Below are 23,064 nucleotides of genomic sequence, written 5' to 3'. Positions count from 1 at the left end.
CGACGGCGCGGGACGCAGATGTGATCGGGGTCGCTCCATTGCCGCCATCCCGGGCTGTTCAAATCAGGGCCCAGATATGGTTCGTAGGGCCTTCGTTGTCCCGATCGGGCGCGAAAGCGACAGAGGTTTGAGGTTCATCAATGCCGAACGACGTCTCCCGCCGTGATCTTGCAAAGCTGGCCGGGCTGGCGGCCCTTGGGGCGGCCAATGGCCCGGCGCAGGCGGAGGAGAGCGCAGTGAAGGAGGATGCCGGGCGGCGGTTTCCCGCCGATTTCGTGTGGGGGACGGCGACGTCGTCGTATCAGATCGAGGGCGGGGCCACGGCCGATGGCCGCGGACCGTCGATCTGGGATGTGTTCACGCATCTGCAGGGCAACATCGAGGACGGCAGCACCGGCGACGTCGCCTGTGATCACTACAACCGCTACAAGGGCGACGTGCGGCTGATCAAGGAGCTCGGCTGCCGGGCCTATCGGTTCTCGATCGCCTGGCCCCGGCTGTTTCCCGACGGCGGGCTGACGCCCAATCTGAAGGGCCTCGACTTCTACAACCGCCTCGTCGACGAGCTCCTGGCCAACGGCATCACGCCGTACGCAACGCTGTATCATTGGGATCTGCCGCAGGCGCTGCAGGATCGGGTCGGCGGCTGGCTCTCGGCCGACACGGCCAGGGCCTTTGCGCATTATGCGGGCTACGTCGCGCAGCATCTCGGCGACCGTGTGAAGACCATCTTCACGATCAACGAATGCGGCCGCTTCATCCCGTTCGGCTATGGCCTCGGCGTCGACGCGCCCGGGCTGAAGCTGCCGCAGCAGCAGGTCAACCAGGCGCGCCATCACGTGGCGCTGGCGCACGGTCTCGCCGTCCAGGCCATCCGCGCCAGCGGGCAAACCGGCATGCGCGTCGGCATGGCCGAGAACATCACGGCCTGCCTGCCGGCGATCGACACGCCGGAGAACATCCGCGCCGCCGAGATCGCGACGCGCGAATTGAATGCGGGCTTCCTCAACGTCATCCTCGAGGGGCGCTACACGGACGGTTTCCTGGCGTGGTCCGGCAAGGATGCGCCGAAATTCACCGCCGACGAACTGAAGATCATTTCGGCGCCGGTCGATTTCGTCGGCCTCAACATCTACGCGCCGCAAGCCTATGTCGTCGCGTCGGACCGCGCGGCCGGCTTCGACGTGCTGCCGATGCCGTCCTCGTTCCCGCATATGAGCTCCCCCTGGCTGCAGGTCGGTCCGGAGACGGCCTATTGGGTGCCGAAGCTCGCCGCCAAGATCTGGAATCTCCAGACCATCTACATCACCGAGAACGGCACCTCATCGGACGACAAGCTGACCGCCGACGGCAAGGTCCACGACCTCGACCGCGTGATGTATCTGCGCAATTATCTCGCCCAGCTCCAGCGCGCAACGTCCGAGGGCGTGCCCGTGAAGGGCTACTTCCTGTGGAGCCTGCTGGACAATTTCGAGTGGGTGTTCGGCTACAAGCAGCGTTTCGGCATCTATTACGTCGACTTCGACACCCAGGTGCGCACGCCCAAGCTCAGCGCGTCGTACTACCATCACGTGATCAGCCGCAACGCCGTGAGCGCGTGAAGCGCCGCGACGTCACCCGGGGGTCCAGCCGGACCCAGTCCACGCCATTCAGGCGGCCAATGTGCCCTCGGCACCCGACGCATTGAGTGTCGGCGCGCCGGACTTCACGCCGCGATTGCAAATCCATGATGCGGAAAGCACACCTTGTGCGACTCTTTTGCGCGCACGCAGTTTTCGTGGCGAAAGCTGGCTGCAGATGACTTAAACCGGCAATCTGCCGGCCCCTCAAGCGAGTTTTCCAGCATGCAAGTTTCCGTTGTCTGTCCGCCAGCCGTCCGCGCGGGCGTTCTGTTGTGCGTCCTCGGAGTGATCGCTGGCTCCAGCGCCTGGGCCCAGGGAGCCGCGAACGATGCGGCCAAGCCCGCCACGGAGCAGTCTGCCGCGCCGACGGCCGACAAGCCCGCAGAGCAGCCCTCGGACGCCGCCGGCAAGCCGGCGGCTGCGGCCGAGCCTGAGAAGACGGCCGAGAAGCCCGCCGAGCCGGCCGCTGTGGACACCAAGCCCGTTCAGTCCACTGACAGCGCCAGCCCGCAGCCGGCGGACAAAGTATCGACCGAAAAAACCGCGACGGATGTTGCGGCCGAGAGCAAGCCGGCCGAGGCCAAATCCGAGACCAAGGTCGAACCGAACTCCGCCACCGACGTCGGCCAGAAGCCGGCCGTGACCGAGTCGAAACCGGCAGAGCCCGCTCCGGCCGTTCAGCCCGCCGCCGTCGCCAAGGACGCGCCCGTACCGGAGAAGCTCGAAGGGAAGGCCGAGGAGAAGGCGGCGGAGAGCAAGCCGGCGGCCGCTGCGCCGGCGGAACAGCCGGCCACCGCTGCCGAGGCGAAGCCTGCGGTAGCGCCGGCCGAGCCCAAGACATCCGAGCCGCCGGCCACGGCGCCTTCAGCGGCGGTACCGCAGAAGGCGGCTGTGAAGCAGGATACCGCAGCCCCGTCAGCCAAGCCCGAACGGCACGGCAAAGCGAACGCGCATGCTCATCACGCCGAGGACGACGCCAAGCCGGCCAAGCGGAAGCTCCGCGCCCGCAGCAAGCCCGAGAGCGAAGCGAAGAGGGGTGGTGTCAATTGCAAGAGCTTCCGTACCTACGATGCGGAGAAGGGCACCTATCGCGGCTACGACGGGCGCGTTCACACCTGCTCGTAAGGACCGGTCGGCAAATGGGCGCATCGGCAGCGCAAAGGCCGCTACCGATGGCCGCTGCCGATCACACCATCAACGCGGCATCGGCGGCTGAATGCCCGAGGTGTTGCGGGTAAAGAGTGTCCCGAACGTCGAACCCTGCGGCTGCGCCGGCTGCGGCCGGGCCATTCCCGTCGTGGTCCGCTGCTGCGGCGTGACGATGATCTGCTGGGGCGGGCCTGGGGGGACCGTGCCGCGTGCCTGCACCGCCTGGTTGGACATTCGTGACACCAGTCGCATCAGCTGATCCTGGCCGGCCTGTAGCTGCTCGATGGCGCGGGTGTGATCGCGGCTGGCCTGATCCTGTGTGGACTTGATCTGTTCGATGCCCTGCTGCAGATCGGCGATGTCGCGCGCCATCCTCTGCATCAACGTCGCGGGCTCGCGGGAGCCGGTGGTGTCTTCCGCTCCCCTCAGCGAGGCATTCGACATCATGGCATCCTCGCTGCCCTGCTGAGCCGTCGCCTCGTCCTGCGTCGCTTCGCTGGCGCCCGGCATCCAGCGGTCCATCAGTGACGTGCCGACGTCGCGCTGCGACCAGGCGACCGAGCCGCCGACCAGCACGACCAGCAGCGCGAGACCCACGGCGTTGCGCCCGCGCAGCCTGCCGAGGGGGGCCTTCACCCGCGCCCAGCGGCTGGCCCCGGCGTTTGCCGCCCCGCTCGTGCTCGCTGCCGCCGCGGCATCCGCCGCCATGCCGGGTTTCTCGATCGCCGCAAGCCGCGTATCGATCCGGGTCAGCACCTCGCGCAGGACCCGCCGGTACAGTTGATCGTAGCCTGCCTTCTCGGGCTTCTCAGGGGCGAGGCCGATCTCGCTCTGATCAATCTGTTGCACGTTCTGTGTGGACTGCATTGCTGATCCCCAAACCCTTGGCCCGCCGCCGACGCCGATGTTCTCTTTGAATTTTCAAACGTGACTCGACCCGCCGCTTTGGCCGAAAGCAAGACAGCGTCGTGACGAGGAGGGGGCCTTTTCGGACCATCTCTCCCTCGCTGCAGCGCCAGTCGATCGCTTCGAGAGGCCTCAATCGGCCTTTGGTTGCGCGCTGCCGAGCCTTCGAGGTACTATCCGACCGATGTTTTTGGGGGATTGGGGCCGGTGCAAAGCTTGATTGTCATTGCGCGCGCAGTGTTGTGCGCAGCGTTCGTCGTCCTGTCTGCTCACGCGCAGGCCGTGCCCTTGGATGAGGCCACGCGCAAGGCTGAACTGATGGCCGCCTGGCAGGCAGCGAGCCAAGCGGGCACCGACGGACCAAGCGACATCGTGCTGATCGACCAGGGCAAGCTGAAGCTTCCGGCCGACTACTTCTACGTCCCGAAGAACGAAGGCCTGCGGGTCCTTCGCGCGCTCGGCAACGTCGTCAACGACGCGACCTTCGTCGGGCTGGTCGTCGGCAGGCGCCAGAACGACGACTGGATGGTGGTCATCAAGCACATCAAGGAAGGCTACATCAAAGACGACGACGCCAAGAGCTGGAACGCGGACGATCTCCTGAGCAACCTCCGCGCCGGCGCCGAAGAGGCGAACAAGGACCGTGCGGCGCGCGGATTTCCGGAAATGGCCGTGGTCGGCTGGGTCGAGCCGCCGGCCTACGATGCCACGACGCATCGTCTCGTCTGGTCGCTGCTCGCCAAGGAGAAGGGTCAGCCCGACGACGCGCCGAAGAACGTCAACTACAACACCTACGCGCTCGGGCGTGACGGCTATTTCAGCCTGAACCTGCTGTCCGGCTCGGAGCGGATCGCGGGCGACAAGGCTGTCGCGCACGAGCTGCTGTCCGATCTCTCCTACAATGCCGGCAAGCGCTATGAGGATTTCAGCGCCGGCACGGATCGGATCGCCGAATATGGCTTGCTGGCGCTGGTCGGCGGCGTTGCCGCGAAGAAGCTCGGGCTGCTGGCGCTGGCCGGTGCGTTCGTCCTGAAGTTCGCCAAGATCATCATCTTCGCCGTCGTCGGCGCCGGGGCCGCGGTCATGAACTTCCTGCGCCGCAAGCCGCGCGGCGACAACGCGGGCGGGCCCGCGTGAAGGCACTCCTGCTGATCCTGTTCTCCGGCTTGAAATGGGGGAAGCTCGCCATGAGCGGCGGCACGATGCTGCTGTCGCTGGTCGTGTATGCGGGCATCTGGGGCTGGCGCTACGCGGCGGGTTTCATCGCGCTGCTGTTTGCTCATGAGATGGGGCACTACGTCGCCGCGCGCCAGCGCGGTCTCGACGTCGGCGCTCCCGCCTTCATCCCGTTCGTCGGCGCCTGGATCGCGCTCAAGGAGCAGCCGGTCGACGTCGAGACGGAGGCCTATGTGGCACTCGCCGGTCCGCTGGTCGGGACCGCCGCGGCGCTCGCGGTCTATTTGTTGGCAAGATCGGAAGACAGCAATCTGCTGCTCGCGATCGCCTATTCCGGCCTGTTCCTGAACCTGTTCAACCTGCTGCCGATCTCGCCGCTGGACGGCGGCCGCATCACCAGCGTGCTGAGCCCGCGCATCTGGCTGCTCGGCGTTCCCTTGCTGCTGGCCTTGATGCTCTATCGGCCGAGCCCGATGCTGTTCATTATCGCCATCCTCGCAGCCCCGCAACTGATGAAGGCCTGGCGCTACGATCCCGGCGCGCCCGAGAACGTTGCTTATTATGGCACGACACTGCAGACGAAGCTCGAATATGCCGGGACGTATCTCGCGCTCGCGGCGCTGCTCGCCGTCATGACCTACGACGTGCACGAGATGCTTGGACACTTGCGCCAGTTTGGCTGAGTTGAGGTCGCCGCTTCAGACGAGAAGCTTCATGTAGATCGAGGGCACCGGCACCGGCTGGTCGTAAGGACGTGGGCCTTCTGCGACTCGGAATATCCGTTGCTGCAATGCAGCGGATGTGTCTGGGCGGCGCGCAGGAACGAGGCAGTCTTGTAAGATGTTCCATGAGCCATGAGCGCGGCGCGCTATCACAATGCGCTGAGCGCAGAGCACGTTGCCGGATGTTCCCTTGCCCACTGGCATATCGGAGACCAAAGTTGGGCCTGCCCGTCAGAGGCATAAGGATTCGGGAGGTTTCATGATTTCGCTCAAGTCCATCTTGCTTGCGAGCTGCGCAACTGCGCTCGTCTCCTCGGCCGCCATGGCCGCCGATCCCATCAAGATCGGCGTCATCGCCGAAGCCCAGGCCGTCGCAGGCTCGTCGATCGCTCCCGCGGCGCAATTGGCCGCCGAGGAGATCAATGCTAAGGGCGGCGTCGACGGGCGCAAGATCGAGATCGTCGTCTACGACAATCACTCCTCCTCGGCGGAATCGGTGCGTGCCTTCCAGCGCGCCGTCAGCGAGGACAAGGTCAACGCCGTCATTGCGAGCTACATCTCCGAGGTCGTGCTGGCGCTGGAGCCGTGGGCAGGGCGCCTCAAGACGCTGATGATCACGCCCGGCGCCGCTTCCGACGTCATCACCCAGAACATCGCCAAGAACTACGACCAGCTCAAATACACCTTCCATGGCTATCTGACCTCGACCTCGCTGGCCGGCCTCGTCTGCGACGCCGCCAAGGACCTGCTGGTCGAGCCCTACAAGATGAAGACCGCGGTGATCATGAGCGAGGATGCGGCGTGGACGACGCCGCTCGACGCCGGCTACGAGAAGTGCCTGCCGGAGATCGGGCTGAAGGTCGTCGACCATATCCGCATGTCGCCTGATACCACCGACTTCACTCCGATCTTCAACAAGATCGAGGGCCTGAAGCCGGACGTCATGATCACCGGCATCTCGCATGTCGGCACCCAGCCGACCGTGCAGTGGAAGAGCCAGCAGGTGCCGATCCCGATGTTCGGCATTTCCTCGCAGGCGACCAACTCGACCTTCTGGAAAGACACCAACGGCGCCGTCGAGGGCGTCATGTACAATGCCGTGTCGGGACCGGGCGTCGCGGTGACGCCGAAGACGCTGCCGTTCGTGGAGGCCTATCAGAAGAAGTTCGGAAACTTCCCGTCCTATGCCGGCTACACCTCCTATGACGACGTCTACATGATCGCGGATGCGATCCATCGGGCCGGCGGCACCGATCCCGACAAGATGGTCGAGGCGATGGAAGCGACCGACTATGTCGGGACGATCGGCCGCATCGCCTTCAAGCCGAAGGGCGACCCGAACCCGCACGCGCTGCGGACCGGAAAGGGCTACATCACCGGCCTGATGCTGCAATGGCAGAACGGCAAGCAGGTCAACGTCTGGCCCAAGGAGCTCGCCGCCGGCACCGCCACCTGGCCGTCCTTCATCAAGCTCAAGGCGGCCAGCAACTGACGCATCGCGGGGCCGCTCCTTCAAGGAGCGGCCCATTTTCTTGGTGCCTCAGTCTGACGTTGCGGATCGATTTTCAATGCTTTTCTGGCAGATCTTGATCGATGGCTTTGCCATCAGCGCGCTGTATGCCCTCGGCGCGACCGGCTTCACGCTCATCTTCGGTGTCTCCGGTGTTCTCAACCTGTCTCACGGCGCCATCATGGTCGGCGCCGCGGTCGCCGCCTGGGCCGCCGCCAGCGAGCTCGGCGTCGGGCCCTACACGGGGGCGCTGATCGGCGTCCTCGCCGGCTTCATCCTGGCGTTCGCCACCTACTTCATCGCCGTCAGGCCGATCCAGCGATCGAAGATCATCGCCGAATCCGAGAAGGAGATCTTCATCCTGACCGCGACGCTGCTGTGGGGCATCATCATCCAGGAGGCGATCGCGTATCTGTTCACCAACAACGCCAAGACCGTGCTGCCGATCGTCGAGGGCGTGACCACGGTTTTCGGCGTGCGTACGCCGAAGAACGAGTATTTCACCGCCGTGATCTGCTGGGTCGCGATCGGGCTGCTGTGGTTCCTGGTCAACCGCACCAGGCGCGGCAAGGCCGTGATGGCGGCGTCGATGAACCCGCGCGGCGTCACCTTGCTCGGCATCGAGCTGTCGTCGATCTATCTCACCGTCTGGGCGATCTACGGCTTGCTGGCGGGAGTGGCCGGGATCCTGCTCGGCATGTTCCTGGGCGTCAGCTCCTACAGCGTCGGACCGCTGACGGCGAGCGCGTTCTCGATCGTCGTGCTCGGCGGCCTCGGCAGCGTGTCGGGCTCGCTGATCGCGGCCTATGTCGTCGGCTATCTCGAGACCGGAACGGCCTATCTGATCTCGCCGGCCTACCGGACGATCCCGGCGCTGCTGCTGCTCGTCATCGTCATGTATCTGCGCCCGCAAGGGCTGTTCGGACGGAGGTGAGCATGCCTGCATTCGTTATGTCGCGGCTGTTCTGGATCGCGCTCCTGACGGTGATCGTGGCTCTGGTCCTGCCGACCTACGTCTCAGGCTACGTCCTCGGGCTGCTGACGGTCGCGTACTACACGGCCGTGTTCGCGATGTCCTGGGACCTGCTGTTCGGCTTCGCCGGCGAGGTCAATTTCGGGCCGACCTTCCTGATCGGCGTCGGCGCCTATACGGCCGGCATTCTCGATGCGCACTTCTCGCCGGGCCTGTCGATCTGGCTGTGTATCGCCGCCGGCGCGCTGGCGGCGGTCGTCGGCGGCGTCGTGCTGGCGCTGCCGGCGCTGCGCGTCAGCGGGCCGTATTTCGGCCTGACGACGCTGGTGGCCGTGCTGATGCTGCAGAACTTCATCGTCGTCGCCGCGGGGCTGACCGGCGGCGAGATCGGCCTCGCCGTGCCGGACGTGATCTCGATCGATGCCAGGACCAACTACTGGATCGCGCTCGGCTTCATGCTGGTGAGCGGTGCGATCCTGTTCGGCTTGTCGCGCAGCGCCATCGGGCTGATCCTGCAGGCGAGCGGGCAGGACAAGATCCAGGCCGGCGCGCTCGGCTTCAATGTCACCAAGCACAAGCTCGCCGCCTTCGTCGTCAGCGCGTTCTTCTCCGGGCTCGCCGGCGCGCTGATGGTGTTCTACATGGGCACGGCCTCGGTCTCGACCTTTGTCGATGTCGGCGTCGGCGTGCAGATCATCATCGCCGCGGTGCTCGGCGGCCGGCGCACCGTCATTGGCGCCGCGATCGGCGCGATCTTCCTGATCGGCATGGGCGAGCTGCTGCGGCCGCTCGGCGAGCTCGCGACCCTGATCGTCTCCGTGATTGCGCTCGTGGTCATCCTGTTCTTCCCCGACGGCTTCCTCGGCATGATCAGGGGAGGGGCCAAGGCATGAGTGGCGCTCCGATGCTGGAGGTCAACGGCCTCACCAAACGGTTCGGTGGCCTCGTCGCCGTCAAGAATTTGAGCTTCTCGATCCGGCCCGGTGAGATCCTCGGCCTGATCGGGCCGAACGGCTCGGGCAAGTCGACCGCGATGAAGAGCGTCATGGGCGTCGAGCGGCCGACCGCGGGCTCGGTCAAGCTCGACGGCGTCGAGCTCGCGGGCCTGCCGTCGCACCGCATCGCGCGCATGGGCGTCGGGCTGGTGTTCCAGCATTCGCGGCCGCTGGCGCGCCAGACCGTGCTGGAGAACATCAAGGTCGCGCTGCTGCCGGACAAGCTGACGCGGCTGTTCGCCGACAAGGACGTCGATGCGCGCGCCCGGGCCATTGCGGAGCGCGTCGGCCTCGGCGGCGTCATCGATCGCCGTCCGCCGACGCTGGCGTTTGCCGATCTGCGCCGGCTCGAGCTCGCCAAGGCTGTCGCGCGCAGCCCGAAGCTGGTGCTGGTCGACGAGCCCTTCGCCGGCCTCACGGCGTCCGAAGTCGCCGACTTCTCCGAGCTCATCCGCGAATTCCGCGACGACGGCCATGCGGTGCTGCTGGTCGACCACAACGTCAAGAGCGTGTCGGCGCTGGTCGACCGCGTGCTCGCGATGTATCTCGGCGAGAAGATCGCCGAGGGCAGGGCGACCGAGGTCATGCAGGACGAGACCGTGCGTCGTGTCTATCTCGGCGGCGCGCTGGTTTCGACCGCGCGCCCCGAAGCGAGCTTCAAGGACGTCACGCCGGCGCTGCAGGTCGACAAGGTCGGCGTGCTCTATGGCAAGGCGCAGGCGCTGCAGGACGTGTCGCTGCACGTCCATGAGGGCGAGTTCGTCTCGGTCGTCGGCCTCAACGGCGCCGGCAAGACGACGCTGTTCAACGCCATCTCGGGCCTGGTGCCGTATTCGGGCGAAGTGAAGTGGGCAGGCCACAGCCTCGCCGGCGGCACGGCGGCGCAGATCGCGCGATCCGGCATCGTGCAGTGTCCGGAAACGCGCGAATTGTTCGGCGACATGAGCGTGCGCGAAAATCTCGAGCTCGGCGGCAATGCGCTGTCCGACACCGAGCGTGCCGAGCGGCTCCAATGGCTGTTCGGGCTGTTTCCGATCCTCAAGTCGCGGCAGCCGCAGCTGGCGCGCACGCTGTCCGGCGGCGAGCAGCAGATGCTGGCGATCGCGCGCGCACTGATGATGAAGCCGAAGCTCCTGATCCTCGACGAGCCGACGCTCGGACTTGCGCCGGTGATCCTGGAGACCTTGTCGAAAGCGCTCGATCGACTGCGCGAGACCACCAAGATCACGGTGCTGCTCGGCGAACAGAACGTCACCTTCGCGCTCCCGCACGCCGACCGCGTCTACGTGCTCGATCATGCCAAGATCGTCTGGGAAGGCCCGCCGGATCGGTTCGAGGCCGAAGCCGCGGCGAACTATCTGTGAGGGACGGGGGCAGGGAGCAGGGGTGTCCCTGCTCCCTGCCCGGATCTCATGAGCTCGGAGCTACGGGAAACGAGGTGGGCGCGCCTGTGGCGGCCGGGGCGCGAGGCGCGCCGCTGCGCCGACGGTCGTCGGCTCGGTCTTCGCTGCGCGGAACGCGCGTGCGAGCTGGTCCTGGCTGGCCTGCAGCTGTTCGATCGCCCTGGCGTGATCGCGGTTGGCCTGTTCCTGGCTGGACTTGAACTCCTGAAATCCGCTCTGCAGTTCGGCCAAGTCATGCGCGATCTTGTCGATCACCGGCGCGACGTCCCGGTCGGGAGCAGATGGCACGTCATGCTCCGGCGTAGCCTCCGCCATCGCGGAGGATGGATCGCTGGCGCGCGTTGACGTCGATGCTGATGACGTCTCCGGTGTCGGTGAAACGGATGGTGATGGTGATGGTGAGGCAGGGGCCGTCTCGGCCGCACTCGATCCGTTCGCCGCCGTCTCCAGTGCTACCGGCGGATTCGCCGCCTGAGCGTTCTCACGCCGGATGGATTGAACCGCAGCTTCGATTCGGTCGGTGACGGAGGTGATGGTCTCGGTATGGTCCCGCGCCAGGGTGATGGCAGCGCCGACGAGCCCGGCCGACGCCATCAGCGTGATCATGGCCCGCAATACGGGCCGGCGCCGGGCCGGAGGAGGCGTTTCCACGTGGTCGCTGCCTGCAGCGGCTTCGACAGCCTCGACCGCATCAGCGGCGGCCTGGGCCTCGATGGCGGCGATCCGCTGATCGATACGTGCGCGCACCTCGGCCAGCACCCGCTGATAGATCTCCTCGCAGACAGCGTCGTCAGGCGGCAGCGCGACATCACCCGGATCAACTTCCTTCGACGTCGACTGAACTGGCATGTCTTCGGATCCCATTCACGATACGCCCGTGCCCAATCCTGAAGGATGCGGTTTTGACCTCTGGGCTTTGACCAAACGAAGACTGCGGGGTGACGAGGCGGGGGCGATTTCGCACCGGCGCCGACGTGCGCTGGGCGGGCCGATGTGCGGCTTCCACCGTCAGGCAACCGCCCATAGCCAATTCGCATAAGGTATATTATGGAATATTTATATGCTGAGGGAGTTCAATGGCTTGGCGCCGAATCCTCGAATTTACGGCAGCCGCGGGCCCTTCAGACCCCCCGGCCAGCCCAAGCTGATGGGCGCTCGCCATCGCCGAGACTCGCGCTGCGCATGGGGCCTGCTGCGAACGCCGATATTGCTGCTGCGGCCCATCGCTGCAATAAGCGCAGGCGACGTCGCTGATGTCGCAGGATTCGTCCGGCGATGCTTGCGGCGGCGCGATGCAACGAGAAGAAGCTTCTCCAGGGAGAAACGAGAATGAGCCTGTCACGACGCGCGCTGTTGAAGGCCTCCGCGGCGTCAGCCGTACTGGGTGGAATTGGCACCGTCGCAGCGCCGCATGTGGCGCGCGCTGAGAGCGCCGAGTTCACGTACAAATACGCCAACAACCTCCCCGACTCCCATCCGCTCAACGTCCGCGCCAAGGAGATGGCGGCGGCGATCAAGGCCGAGACCAACGGCAAGTTCGACCTGCAGATATTCCCGAACAACCAGCTCGGTTCCGACACGGACATGCTGAGCCAGATCCGCTCCGGCGGCGTCGAGTTCTTCACGCTCTCGGGCCTGATCCTCGCGACCTTGGTGCCAGCCGCGTCGATCAATGGCATCGGCTTCGCGTTCCCGGACTACGACACGGTCTGGAAGGCCATGGACGGCGATCTCGGCGCCTATGTGCGCGGCCAGATCAACAAGGCCGGCCTGGTGGTCATGGACAAGATCTGGGACAACGGCTTCCGCCAGACGACGTCGTCGACCAAGCCGATCAACGGTCCGGATGACCTCAAGGGCTTCAAGATCCGCGTGCCGGTGTCGCCGCTGTGGACCTCGATGTTCAAGGCATTCGAGGCGGCGCCCGCCTCGATCAATTTCAGCGAGGTCTATTCGGCGCTGCAGACCAAGGTGGTCGAGGGCCAGGAAAACCCGCTGGCGATCATCTCGACCGCCAAGCTCTACGAGGTGCAGAAGTACTGCTCGCTGACCAATCACATGTGGGACGGCTTCTGGTTCCTGGCGAACCGCCGTGCCTGGGAGGCCGTGCCGGCCGACATGCGCACGATCGTCGCCAAGCACATCAACGCGGCCGCCGTGAAGGAGCGCGAGGACGTCGCCAAGCTCAATGCCGGACTGCAGGCAGAGCTCGCGTCGAAGGGCCTGACCTTCAATCAGCCGACCGTCGCGCCGTTCCGCGACAAGCTGCGCACCGCCGGCTTCTATGCCGAGTGGAAGGGCAAATACGGCGACGAGGCCTGGGCGCTGCTCGAAAAGGCCGTCGGCAAGCTGTCGTAGCCCCGAGCATGATCCGGAAAAGTGGAGACCGGTTTTCCGAAAAGATCATGCTCAAAACAAGAATGGCGTAGGGCGCGTTCGGGTGACGTCATGGCGCATGCCGAGTTCACGGAAATTGCGATCAGCGAGGTGATCATCGAGACCCCTCGCCGCCGGTCCTGGCTCGACGGCCTGGAGGCCCTGCTCGGCCTCCTCGTCGAGATCCCCGCCGCGTTGCTCGTCGTGGCCGAGATCGTCATCCTGTTCGCGGGCGTCGTGGCGCGCTACGTCCTGCACCAGCCGCTGATCTGGTCGGACGAGCTGGCCTCGATCCTGTTCCTGTGGCTCGCAATGCTCGGCGCCGCGGTGGCGTTCCGCCGCGGCGAGCACATGCGGATGACGGCAATGGTGGCGCGCGCCAGCCCCGGCTTCCGCGCCTATCTCGATCTGGTCGCGACGAGCGCGGCGCTGGCGTTCCTGGTCATGATCGCCTGGCCGTCCTGGGAGTACGCCTACGAGGAAAGCTTCATCACCACGCCGGCGCTGCAGATCGAAAACATCTGGCGCGCCGCCGCACTGCCGGTCGGCGTCGGACTGATGGCGCTGTTCGCCCTCATCCGTCTCGCCCGCACGGCCAGCGTCAGGACGATGCTGCTGGCCGTCGTCTCCGTCGTAGCCATCATCGCGCTGTTCTGGGTGGCGCAGCCGCTGCTGAAGCCGCTCGGCAACATCAACCTCGTGATCTTCTTCGTCGGCGTGGTCGGCTTGTGCGTCTTCGCCGGCGTGCCGATCGCGTTCGCTTTCGGGCTCGCGATCTTCGGCTATCTGGCGCTGACGACGCGCACGCCGCTGATGGTGCTGGTCGGGCGTATGGACGAGGGCATGAGCCACCTCATCCTGCTGTCGGTGCCGCTGTTCGTCTTTCTCGGATTGCTGATCGAGATGACCGGCATGGCCCGCGCCATGGTCGCGTTCCTGGCAAGCCTCTTGGGGCACGTCCGCGGCGGGCTGCATTACGTGCTGGTCGGCGCGATGTACCTCGTCTCGGGCATTTCCGGCGCCAAGGCCGCCGATATGGCCGCGGTCGCGCCGGTGCTGTTTCCGGAGATGAAGGCGCGCGGCGCCAGGCCCGGCGATCTCGTCGCCCTGCTCGCCGCCACCGGCGCGCAAACCGAGACCATTCCGCCGAGCCTGGTGCTGATCACGATCGGCTCCGTCACCGGCGTGTCGATCGCGGCGCTGTTCACCGGCGGCCTGCTGCCGGGCGTGGTGCTGGCGATCACGCTGTGCACGCTGGTGTGGTGGCGCTACCGCAACGAGGACATGAGCGGCGTCCGCCGCGCCACCGGAGCCGAGATCGGCAAGGCCTTCATCGTCTCGCTCCCTGCCCTGGCCCTGCCCTTCGTGATCCGCGCGGCCGTCGTCGAGGGCGTAGCGACGGCGACGGAGGTCTCGACCATCGGCATCGTCTATGGCGTGCTGGCGGGCCTGCTGGTCTATCGCCGTTTCGACTGGCGCCGGCTGATGCCGATGCTGATCGAGACGGCGGCGTTGTCCGGCGCGATCCTGCTGATCATCGGGACGGCGACCGGCATGGCCTGGGGCCTGACGCAGTCCGGCTTCTCACGCGCGCTGGCGGCCGCCATGACCGGGCTGCCGGGCGGCCCGGCGACGTTCATCGCGGTCTCGATCGTCGCCTTCACGATCCTCGGCAGCGTGCTCGAGGGCATTCCGGCAATCGTGCTGTTCGGGCCGCTGCTGTTTCCGATCGCGCGTGCCGTCGGCGTGCACGAGGTGCATTATGCCATGGTGATCATCCTGGCGATGGGAATTGGCCTGTTCGCGCCGCCGTTCGGGGTGGGATATTATGCCGCCTGCGCGATCGGCCGGGTCGATCCCGCCGAGGGCATCCGTCCGATCTGGGGCTACCTGCTGGCGCTTGTCATCGGCCTCGTCATCGTTGCGATTTTTCCATGGATTTCGATCGGGTTCCTGTAAACTCTTCAGATCGCAAGGGAGGGTGGTGATGAGCACGAACCAGTACAAGCTCGGCCTCGACAAGACCCCGGCCAATTACGTCCCCCTGACCCCGCTCAGCTTCCTGGCGCGCAGCGCGGCCGTCTATCCGGACCACGTCAGCACGGTCTATGAAGGCCGCAGCTTCACCTGGCGCCAGACCTATGAGCGCTGCCGGCGCTTCGCGTCCTATCTCGCGGGACGCGGCATCGGCACCGGCGACACCGTGGCGGCGATGCTGCCGAACATCCCGGCGATGAACGAGGCGCATTTCGCCGTGCCGATGGCCGGCGCCGTGCTCAATACCCTCAACATCCGCCTCGATGCATCCTCGATCGCGTTTCAGCTCGATCACGGCCAGGCCAGGATCATCCTGGTCGATCCCGAATTCTCTGCCGTGATCAGCGAGGCGCTGAAGCTGATGAGCGGCGCCAAGCCGTTCGTGATCGACGTCGATGACGCCTCCTATGCCGGCGGCAGCCGCATCGGCGAGATCGAGTACGAAGCCGCGGTCGCATCCGGTGATCCGAGTTTCGAGCCGCGCCGTCCCACTGATGAGTGGGACGCGATCGCGATGAGCTACACCTCGGGCACCACGGGCAATCCCAAGGGCGTCGTGACGCATCACCGCGGCGCCTATCTCAACGCCGTCAGCAACATTCTCGCCGGCGGCCTCGGCCAGCACCCGGTCTATCTCTGGACCCTGCCGATGTTCCACTGCAACGGCTGGTGCTTCCCCTGGACCATGGCGGCCGCGGCCGGCGTCAATGTCTGCCTGCGCAAGGTCGAGCCGACCAAGATCTTTGAGCTGATCAAGACCCACGGCGTCACCCACATGTGCGGCGCGCCGATCGTCTACAACGTGCTGATCAACGCGCCGGACGCGCCCAAGGGCAAGCGCGACAAGCCGGTCGTCGGCCTGATCGCCGGCGCCGCGCCGCCGGTCGCCGTGCTCGAAGGCGCCGAGAGCATCGGCATCAAGCTGACGCATGTCTATGGCCTCACCGAGGTCTACGGCCCCGCCTCCGTCTGCGCCGAGCAGCCCGGCTGGGATGACCTGCCGGCGCCGGAGCGCGCGCGGCTGAAGCGTCGGCAGGGCGTGCCTTATCCGTTGCAGGAAGCCGTCACGGTGCTCAATCCCGAGACGATGCAGGAGGTGCCGCGCGATGGCGAGACCATCGGCGAGGTCATGTTCCGCGGCAACATCGTGATGAAGGGCTACCTCAAGAACGAGAAGGCGACGCAGGAAGCCTTCGCCGGCGGTTGGTTCCATACCGGCGACCTCGGCGTGCTCGACGAGCACGGCTACGTCATCATCAAGGATCGCTCCAAGGACATCATCATCTCCGGCGGCGAGAACATCTCCTCGGTCGAGGTCGAGGACATCCTCTACAAGCACCCCGCCGTGTTGTTCGCCGCCGTCGTCGCCAAGCCCGATCCGAAATGGGGCGAGGTGCCCTGCGCCTTCATCGAGCTCAAGGACGGTGCTGAAGCCACCGAAGCCGAGATCATCGCCTATTGCCGCAGCCACATGTCCGGCTTCAAGACGCCGAAGGTCGTCGTGTTCGGCCCGATCCCGAAGACGTCTACCGGCAAGATCCAGAAGTTTCTGCTGCGCAACGAGGTCAACTCGGCCAAGGCGATCTCGGCGTAGGTGCCTCTGAGTAGGGCGGGTTAGCCGCAGGCGTAACCCGCCGCGCCAGTGCTGGAGGCTATGGCGGATTACGCTGCGCTAATCCGCCCTACGCGCGGCCAATGAACTGATGAGCTGCATCGACACGCGCGGTGCACCCTCTCCCCTTGTGGGAGAGGGTGGTTTCGATGCAAAGCATCGAAACCGGGTGAGGGGTTGCCACGAACTCAGAGCGGAATGTGCGGCACGAACCCATCACCCGAGTGAGGACGTAGTCAGCACCTTTGAGCCCTCTCCCACAAGGAGCGAGGGCGCATTCATGAGCACCGCGATGACGATGGTCTTTCCTCGCTCGGGCGTCGAAGGTCAGTTTGCCGCCGCGTCGCCCCTGCTCTTCTCCGGATAATACTGCGGCGCTTCGCGGCGATCGTACATGCCGTAGTCTCTGCTGACTTCGACGACGCGGATGTTGTCGGCGCCGGGTTCGGCGAGCAGGCGCACACTCAGCGCCACGCCGGTCGCCTCGTCCGGCAAGTCGATCAGATACGCGAAGCGGCCCTCGCGATAGACGCTGGAGAAGGTCGCGACCGGCAGATCCGTCGCGATGCTCAGCTGCGGCGCAGCCGTCTCCACCGCCAGCACATAGGTCGGCGCACGCCGTTTCGGATCGTTGTACGTCCCCCGCCGCTCCGGCTGCCATGCCGCCTGCCCCGGCCTCACCTCGTGGACCAGCTCGGCGACACGCAGGCGATAATCCGAGAACACCTTGTCGCGGCCGAGCGTCTGGATGTCGTGGTGATGGGCGTGCACCCGCCAGGCGGTCATGGCGCCCTCGTCCTGCCAGATCTGGTAGGACAGAATCAGGTTGTCGCGCGACAGGCTCCTGAAGCGGTCGAGGAACAGGCAGCCGCCGAGGGCGTCGAGCTCGGGCCGCAGCGCGGCAGCGAGCTGCAGATACTGGTCGAGATGGCCGGGCTTGACCTCGACCTCGAAGAACAGCGACAGCATGGTAGCGTCTCCATGTATTCGGCCGTACAGCTTCGTGGCCCTTGCGGTCGCCCGCCCCTGCCCGTCATTGCGAGCGAAGCGATCCAGAGTCATTGCTATAATTCTGGATTGCTTCGTCGCCTTCGGCTCCTCGCAATGACGGCCTTAGCCGGCCAACGAACAATCAGCCGACCTCCAGCCGCATGCCGTCATAGGCCGGCACCACGCCGGCCGGCAGGCTCTGGCGCAGCACCTCGTAGTCGAGATCGGCGGTCATGTTGGTGATGACGGCGCGTCGGGGCTTGAAGCGTTCGACCCAGGCCAGCGCGTCGTTGACCGAGAAATGGCTGGGATGCGAGGCGGGCCGCAGGCCGTCGACAATCCAGAGGTCGAGATCCTCGAGTGCGCCCCAGCTCTCCTCCGGGATGTCGTTGAGGTCAGGCGTGTAGGCGGCATTGCCGATGCGGTAGCCGAGCGCGGGGATGTTGCCGTGCTGGACGAGGAACGCGGTCAGCCTCAGCTCGCCGCCCTTGCCTTCCACCGCCTGGGTCTCGCCGGCCTCGATCGCGTGCTGGGTCAGGATCGGCGGATAGTCGCTTCCCGGTGGCGAGATGAAACAATAGGAGAACCGGTGCATGATGTCCTTGGCGGTCGACTGGTTCAAATAGACCGGAATCCGCCGCCGCTGATGCATGACCACCGAGCGCAGGTCGTCGATGCCGTGGGTCTGGTCGGCGTGCTCATGCGTCAGGAACACCGCGTCGATGTGGTCGACATTGGTATCGATCAGTTGTTCGCGTAGATCCGGCGAGGTGTCGATCACGACGCGCGTCACGCCGTGCGTGGCGCGGCGCTCCACCAGCAGCGAGCAGCGCCGGCGACGGTTTTTCGGGTTGTTCGGATCGCAGGCGCCCCACCCCAGCGCCGGGCGCGGCACGCCGGCCGAGGAGCCGCAGCCGAGAATGGTCAGCGTCAGCGTCATGCAGCCTCCCTTGGCCGCGGCACCTTGGAGAAGAGCTTGAAGAAGGTCTCGGTGGTCTGGCGCGAGAATTCCTCGAGCGAGGCGCCGCGGGTCTCCGCCAGAACCTTCGCGGTCTCGACGACATAGGCCGGCTCGTTGCGCTTGCCGCGGAACTTGCCGGGCGCGAGATATGGCGCGTCGGTCTCGACCATGATGCGGTCGGCCGGCACCTCGGCGGCGAGCGCGCGCAAGGCCTCGGACTTCTTGAACGTCACGATGCCCGTGAACGAGATGTGCAGTCCGAGATCGATCGCCTTCATCGCCAGCTCGCGTCCGCCGGTGTAGCAATGCAGCACGGCGTTGAAAGGTCCGCGCGCCATCTCCTCCTCGAGGATGCGGCTGCACTGCGCGTCGGCCTCGCGGGTGTGGATCACCAGCGGCAGGCCGGTGTCACGGGCGGCGGCGATATGCGCGCGGAACCCGCGCTCCTGGGCGTCTTTCGAGCCGTGATCGTAGAAATTGTCGAGCCCGGCCTCGCCGAGCGCGACCACCTTCGGATGGCGGGTCAGCGCGATCAGCTCCGCGGCCGGAATACCATCCTCCTCGTCGGCATTGTGCGGATGGGTGCCGACCGAGCAGTAGACGTTGTCGAAGCGCTCGGCGATGGCGAGCAGCTCGGGCAAGCGCCGCACTCGCGTCGAGATCGTCACCATGCGACCGACGCCGGCGGCCGCGGCGCGCGTGACGATGCCATCCAGATCCTCGGCGAAATCCGGAAAGTCGAGATGGCAATGGCTGTCGACCAGCATCACGCGGCCGTCGGCTCGATGTAGCGCGGGAACACCGCCTGTGGCGCTGGCAGCTGCGTGCCCGCAGCGATCCGGAGCTCTCCGCCAAGCCGCGCGAACGTTCGCTCGTCCTCGGGAATGCCGAGGCTGTCGAGCAGCTTTGCCGAGGCCGCGGGCATCACCGGCTGGGTCAGGATCGCGACCTGACGGATCACCTCGGCGGTGACGTAGAGCACGGTGTGCTGCCGCTTCGGATCGGTCTTCGCCAGCGCCCAGGGCGCCTCGCCCGCGAAATAGCGGTTGGCCTCGGCCACGACCGACCACACGGCGTTGAGCCATTGGTGTATCTGCTGCGTCGCCATGGCTTTGCGCGCCGCGCCGATCATCGCGTCGGCCTCGGCCAGGATCGCCTTGTCATTGGCCGAGAACTCGCCGGGCTCCGGCAGCACGCCGCCGAGCTGTTTCGAGATCATCGACAGCGAGCGCTGCGCGAGATTGCCGAGGTCGTTGGCGAGATCGGCGTTGATGCGCGCGACGATCGCCTCGTGATTGTAGTTGCCGTCCTGGCCGAATGGCACCTCGCGCAGGAAGAAGTAGCGGAGCTGGTCGACGCCATACTGGTCGGCGAGATTGAACGGATCGACGACGTTGCCGACCGACTTCGACATCTTCTCGCCCCTGTTGAACAGGAAGCCGTGGGCATAGACCCGCTTCGGCACAGGGACGCCGGCCGACAGCAGGAACGCCGGCCAGTACACCGCATGGAAGCGGATGATGTCCTTGCCGATGACGTGGACGTCGGCCGGCCAATACTTCCAGTTCGGATCCCTCTCGTCGGGAAAGCCGACGCCGGTGATGTAGTTGGTGAGCGCGTCGACCCAGACATACATCACGTGCTCGTCGTCGTGGGGCACGCGGACGCCCCAGTCGAACGTGGTGCGCGAGATCGAGAGGTCCTTCAGACCGCCCTTGACGAAGCTGATGATCTCGTTGCGCCGCGCATCCGGCCCGATGAAATCCGGCTGGCTCTCATAGAGCGCGAGCAGCCTGTCCTGATAGGCCGACAGGCGGAAAAAATAGCTCTTCTCCTCGACCCACTCCACCGGCGTGCCCTGCGGCCCGCGGCGGACATTGTCCTCGCCGACGACGGTCTCGTCCTCGGCGTAATAGGCCTCGTCGCGCACCGAGTACCACCCCGCATAGGTGTCGGCGTAGATGTCGCCGTTCTCGCGCATGCGAGTCCAGATCGCCTGCACCGAGTTGTGATGCGCGGGCTCGGTGGTGCGGATGAAGCGGTCGAACGAGACGTTCAGCCGCTCGTCCATCTCGCGGAAGCGGCCGGCATTGCGGGTCGCGAGCTCCGACGGCGTCAGGCCCTCGTTCTGCGCGGTCTGCACCATCTTCAGGCCGTGCTCGTCGGTGCCGGTGAGGAAGAAGACGTCCTTGCCGTCGAGCCGCGCAAAGCGTGCGATGGCGTCGGTCGCGATCGCCTCATAGGCGTGGCCGATATGTGGGTTGCCGTTGGGATAGGCGATCGCCGTCGTGACGTAGAAGGTGTTCTTGTCGACCGGAGGTGCGGCGACCTGCGCTACGATCTCGTCGATTTCGACGACGACAGCGGCCTCGACCTTCGGCTTGCGCGGCGCCTTCGGCTTGGCGGCGCGCGGCGGCTTCGGCGCTTCAACGATGGCCGGCGCGACCTTCTTCGGTGCGGCCGGCTGTTTCGGAGCGGCGGGCTTCCTCGCTGCCGCAGGCTTTTTCGTTGCTGCCGCAGGCTTGGCGGCGGTCTTCTTGGCCGGCGGTGTGGCGGGCTTTGCCACGGCCTTCCTGGCTGGCGCCTTCACAGCTTTCTTGACCGCTTTCTTGGCGGCGCTCTTCGAAGCTTTCTTGGCCGCGGTCGCCGCCGGAGCTTTGCTCTTGGCTTTCGCGGGGGCCGTCTTGGATGTGGCGGTCTTTTTCTTGGCGTCCTTGTCCTTCGCCGCCTTCGCCTTGGCCGCGCTGACCTTGCCCTTCGCGGGCGCGTTGCGGGCAGCCTTCTTCGCGCCGCTCTTGCTCGCGGGCTTGCCCTTTTTCACGGTTGTCTTGCTGGCCTTGGCCACGGCAGATTCCTCTTTGACGACGTCGGTCGACGGATTGATCCTGATGATCCCGGGATGATGGTCGCGCGGTTACCGCGTGGCTTCGGCAAGCATCCCGAACACCGAGAAAACCAGCGGTTTTCGTTCCAGATTATAGGATTCGGTGTCGCGCGCGGCGCGGACGATCTTTTCCCATACCTCCGCCAGCCGTGCAAGGCGCGGCAGTTCCGCGTTGGCATCGCCAGCGCGCAGCCGCTCCGCCACCCAGCGCTCGATGCTGTCGAGGAAGCTCGCCAGCGCGACGCGGTCGCTGGTGCCGAGCGCATCACCCAGGGCATGCAGCTCGCCGGCGTCGATTCGCGGCAGGCTCGCGAGCAGCGCCGCGGTCCGGGTCTGCAGCTGCAGCCCGTCGCCGCCCAGCAGCATCAGGGTGCGCGCGACGCTGCCCTCGGAGGCCCTGGCCGCCTCGCGCAGCGCCGGCTCGGCTCCGTTCATGCCGGTGGCCTCGGCCGCGGCGCTGATGACGTCGTCGGTCGCCAAGGCCCGCAGCGCCAGCCGGCGGCAGCGCGATTTGATGGTGGCCAGCACCCGCGCCGGCGCGTGGCTGACCAGCAGGAACAGCGACTGCTGCGGCGGCTCCTCGAGGATCTTCAGCAGCGCGTTGGCGGCGTTGGGATTGAGCTCGTCGACGGTGTCGACGATGCAGACCCGCCAGCCCTCGACCGCCGCCGTCGAGCCGAAGAACGAGATCGTCTCGCGGGTTTCGTCCACGGTGATGACGGTGCGCAGCACGCCCTTGTCGTTGGCCGAGCGCTCCAAGGTGAGCAGCCCGCCATGGGCCTCGGAGGCGATCAGCCGGGCCACGTGATCATCCGGGTCCACGTGCAGCGAGCCGGCGGTACGTACCGCGTCCGACGCAGGATCACGGTGGGTCAGCACGAAGCGGGCCATGCGGTAGGCCAAGGTGGCCTTGCCGACGCCTTGCGGGCCGCCGATCAGCCAGGCATGCGCCATCCGGCCGCTGCGATAGGCTGACAGCAGCGCGGCCTCGGCCTCGCGATGGCCGAACAAGGCGCTGGTCTCGCGGGGATGGCGGACCGCGATCTCCGGCTCGACCTTGCGTGCGCTCATGAGGCGGCCGCCACTTCCGCGAACAGCCGCTCGCGCACGGCGTCCCAAACGAGTTGCGAGACCGTATCCGCGCTCGCCGTGGCGTCGACCAGCACGCAGCGCCGGGGATCCTCGGCGGCGATCTTGTGAAAGGCGTCGCGCAGCCCCTTGTGGAACTTGATGTCCTCGCCTTCGAACCGGTCCGGCGCGCCGCTGCCGCGCCGCGCCGCGGCGCGCTGCAGGCCGACCTCGACGGGCACGTCGAGGATCAGCGTCAGGTCCGGCTTGAGGTCGCCGATCGTGACCCGCTGCATCGCATTGAGCACATCAGGCGCGACCTTGCCCTGGCTGCCCTGGTAGGCCCGGGTCGAATCGAAGAAGCGATCGCACAACACCCAGCTTCCCTGGTTCAGCGCCGGGAGAATCACGTTGCGCACATGGTCGTCGCGTGCGGCGGCGAACAGCAGCGTCTCGGCCTCCGGCCCCAGCAGCTTGCCCATGCCCGACAGCACGAGGTGGCGCATGATCTCCGCGCCCGGCGATCCCCCGGGCTCGCGAGTCAGGACGACGCGCACACCCTCCTTCTGCAGACGGTCCGCCAACATCTTGATCTGCGTGGATTTTCCGGCGCCCTCGCCACCCTCGAAGGTGACGAATCGGCCGCGGCCCGGACCACGTTTCAAAGCTGAATCCGCCAT

The 23,064-nt window shown here is 66.2% G+C and carries 19 protein-coding genes; 11 read left to right on the top strand and 8 right to left on the bottom strand.

The window, feature by feature from the left end:
• Nucleotides 1-140 precede the first annotated feature (140 nt).
• Together ACQR2C_RS15275 and ACQR2C_RS15270 are read left to right on the top strand one after the other, a co-directional pair.
• Nucleotides 141-1,601 carry a GH1 family beta-glucosidase gene (locus ACQR2C_RS15275; RefSeq protein WP_315799959.1) on the top strand — a complete coding sequence of 487 codons (1,461 nt, stop codon included), beginning with the start codon at nucleotides 141-143 and terminating at the stop codon, nucleotides 1,599-1,601.
• A 243-nt stretch (nucleotides 1,602-1,844) separates the two neighbouring features.
• Nucleotides 1,845-2,747, top strand: coding sequence for a hypothetical protein (locus ACQR2C_RS15270; RefSeq protein ID WP_434881537.1), 903 nt, complete (start codon nucleotides 1,845-1,847; stop codon nucleotides 2,745-2,747).
• A gap of 69 nt (nucleotides 2,748-2,816) precedes the next feature.
• On the opposite strand, the gene ACQR2C_RS15265 is transcribed toward ACQR2C_RS15270, so the two are convergent.
• Nucleotides 2,817-3,638 carry a hypothetical protein gene (locus ACQR2C_RS15265; protein WP_434881536.1) on the bottom strand — a complete coding sequence of 274 codons (822 nt, stop codon included), beginning with the start codon at nucleotides 3,636-3,638 and terminating at the stop codon, nucleotides 2,817-2,819.
• A 357-nt stretch (nucleotides 3,639-3,995) separates the two neighbouring features.
• Here ACQR2C_RS15265 and ACQR2C_RS15260 point away from each other — a divergent pair, with 357 nt between their 5' ends.
• The 6 genes from ACQR2C_RS15260 (at nucleotide 3,996) to ACQR2C_RS15235 (ending at nucleotide 10,417) form a co-directional block, all read left to right on the top strand.
• A complete protein-coding gene (locus ACQR2C_RS15260; RefSeq protein ID WP_434881535.1) occupies nucleotides 3,996-4,814 on the top strand; it encodes a DUF2167 domain-containing protein in 819 nt (272 codons plus the stop codon).
• Nucleotides 4,811-5,536: a site-2 protease family protein gene (locus ACQR2C_RS15255; RefSeq protein ID WP_315799962.1), complete on the top strand. Its 726-nt coding sequence runs from the start codon at nucleotides 4,811-4,813 to the stop codon at nucleotides 5,534-5,536. Before ACQR2C_RS15260 ends, ACQR2C_RS15255 begins: the two co-directional genes overlap by 4 nt.
• A gap of 298 nt (nucleotides 5,537-5,834) precedes the next feature.
• Complete coding sequence (locus ACQR2C_RS15250) at nucleotides 5,835-7,067, top strand: ABC transporter substrate-binding protein (RefSeq protein WP_434881534.1); 1,233 nt, start codon at nucleotides 5,835-5,837, stop codon at nucleotides 7,065-7,067.
• A gap of 76 nt (nucleotides 7,068-7,143) precedes the next feature.
• Complete coding sequence (locus ACQR2C_RS15245) at nucleotides 7,144-8,019, top strand: branched-chain amino acid ABC transporter permease (RefSeq protein WP_434881533.1); 876 nt, start codon at nucleotides 7,144-7,146, stop codon at nucleotides 8,017-8,019.
• 2 nt (nucleotides 8,020-8,021) lie between these two features.
• Entirely contained in the window at nucleotides 8,022-8,951 is a 930-nt protein-coding gene (locus tag ACQR2C_RS15240; protein ID WP_434881532.1) for a branched-chain amino acid ABC transporter permease, read from the top strand.
• Nucleotides 8,948-10,417 (top strand): ATP-binding cassette domain-containing protein, encoded by a 1,470-nt coding sequence (locus tag ACQR2C_RS15235; RefSeq protein WP_434881531.1) that lies wholly within the window; start codon nucleotides 8,948-8,950, stop codon nucleotides 10,415-10,417. Before ACQR2C_RS15240 ends, ACQR2C_RS15235 begins: the two co-directional genes overlap by 4 nt.
• A gap of 60 nt (nucleotides 10,418-10,477) precedes the next feature.
• On the opposite strand, the gene ACQR2C_RS15230 is transcribed toward ACQR2C_RS15235, so the two are convergent.
• Nucleotides 10,478-11,320: a hypothetical protein gene (locus ACQR2C_RS15230; protein ID WP_434881530.1), complete on the bottom strand. Its 843-nt coding sequence runs from the start codon at nucleotides 11,318-11,320 to the stop codon at nucleotides 10,478-10,480.
• 465 nt (nucleotides 11,321-11,785) lie between these two features.
• Between ACQR2C_RS15230 and ACQR2C_RS15225 the strand changes: the two genes are divergently transcribed.
• From ACQR2C_RS15225 to ACQR2C_RS15215, 3 genes are all read left to right on the top strand, one after another.
• The gene (locus ACQR2C_RS15225; protein WP_316236482.1) at nucleotides 11,786-12,814 is read left to right on the top strand and encodes a TRAP transporter substrate-binding protein; all 1,029 of its coding nucleotides are present in this window, start codon (nucleotides 11,786-11,788) and stop codon (nucleotides 12,812-12,814) included.
• A gap of 90 nt (nucleotides 12,815-12,904) precedes the next feature.
• Nucleotides 12,905-14,791: a TRAP transporter large permease gene (locus ACQR2C_RS15220; protein WP_434881529.1), complete on the top strand. Its 1,887-nt coding sequence runs from the start codon at nucleotides 12,905-12,907 to the stop codon at nucleotides 14,789-14,791.
• Nucleotides 14,792-14,819: 28 nt separating this feature from the next.
• A complete protein-coding gene (locus ACQR2C_RS15215; protein WP_434881528.1) occupies nucleotides 14,820-16,463 on the top strand; it encodes an acyl-CoA synthetase in 1,644 nt (547 codons plus the stop codon).
• Between the two features lie 345 nt (nucleotides 16,464-16,808).
• Here the strand turns inward: ACQR2C_RS15215 and ACQR2C_RS15210 are convergent, their stop codons facing one another.
• The 6 genes from ACQR2C_RS15210 to tmk all read right to left on the bottom strand — a co-directional run bounded on the left by ACQR2C_RS15210 (nucleotide 16,809) and on the right by tmk (nucleotide 23,064).
• Entirely contained in the window at nucleotides 16,809-17,450 is a 642-nt protein-coding gene (locus tag ACQR2C_RS15210) for an antibiotic biosynthesis monooxygenase family protein (protein ID WP_434881527.1), read from the bottom strand.
• 163 nt (nucleotides 17,451-17,613) lie between these two features.
• Nucleotides 17,614-18,411 (bottom strand): MBL fold metallo-hydrolase, encoded by a 798-nt coding sequence (locus ACQR2C_RS15205; RefSeq protein ID WP_434881526.1) that lies wholly within the window; start codon nucleotides 18,409-18,411, stop codon nucleotides 17,614-17,616.
• Complete coding sequence (locus tag ACQR2C_RS15200) at nucleotides 18,408-19,199, bottom strand: TatD family hydrolase (RefSeq protein WP_434881525.1); 792 nt, start codon at nucleotides 19,197-19,199, stop codon at nucleotides 18,408-18,410. The genes ACQR2C_RS15205 and ACQR2C_RS15200 overlap by 4 nt, the downstream gene beginning before the upstream one ends.
• Complete coding sequence (gene metG / locus ACQR2C_RS15195) at nucleotides 19,199-21,277, bottom strand: methionine--tRNA ligase (protein ID WP_434881524.1); 2,079 nt, start codon at nucleotides 21,275-21,277, stop codon at nucleotides 19,199-19,201. Before metG ends, ACQR2C_RS15200 begins: the two co-directional genes overlap by 1 nt.
• Before the next feature lie 69 nt (nucleotides 21,278-21,346).
• Entirely contained in the window at nucleotides 21,347-22,387 is a 1,041-nt protein-coding gene (locus ACQR2C_RS15190) for a DNA polymerase III subunit delta' (RefSeq protein WP_434881523.1), read from the bottom strand.
• Nucleotides 22,384-23,064: a dTMP kinase gene (gene tmk, locus ACQR2C_RS15185; protein ID WP_315799977.1), complete on the bottom strand. Its 681-nt coding sequence runs from the start codon at nucleotides 23,062-23,064 to the stop codon at nucleotides 22,384-22,386. The genes ACQR2C_RS15190 and tmk overlap by 4 nt, the downstream gene beginning before the upstream one ends.

The organism is Bradyrhizobium sp. HKCCYLRH3061 (assembly GCF_051168015.1).
In the GTDB taxonomy this organism is placed as follows: Bacteria; Pseudomonadota; Alphaproteobacteria; order Rhizobiales; family Xanthobacteraceae; genus Bradyrhizobium.
This window is presented reverse-complemented; position numbering and strand designations above follow the sequence as displayed.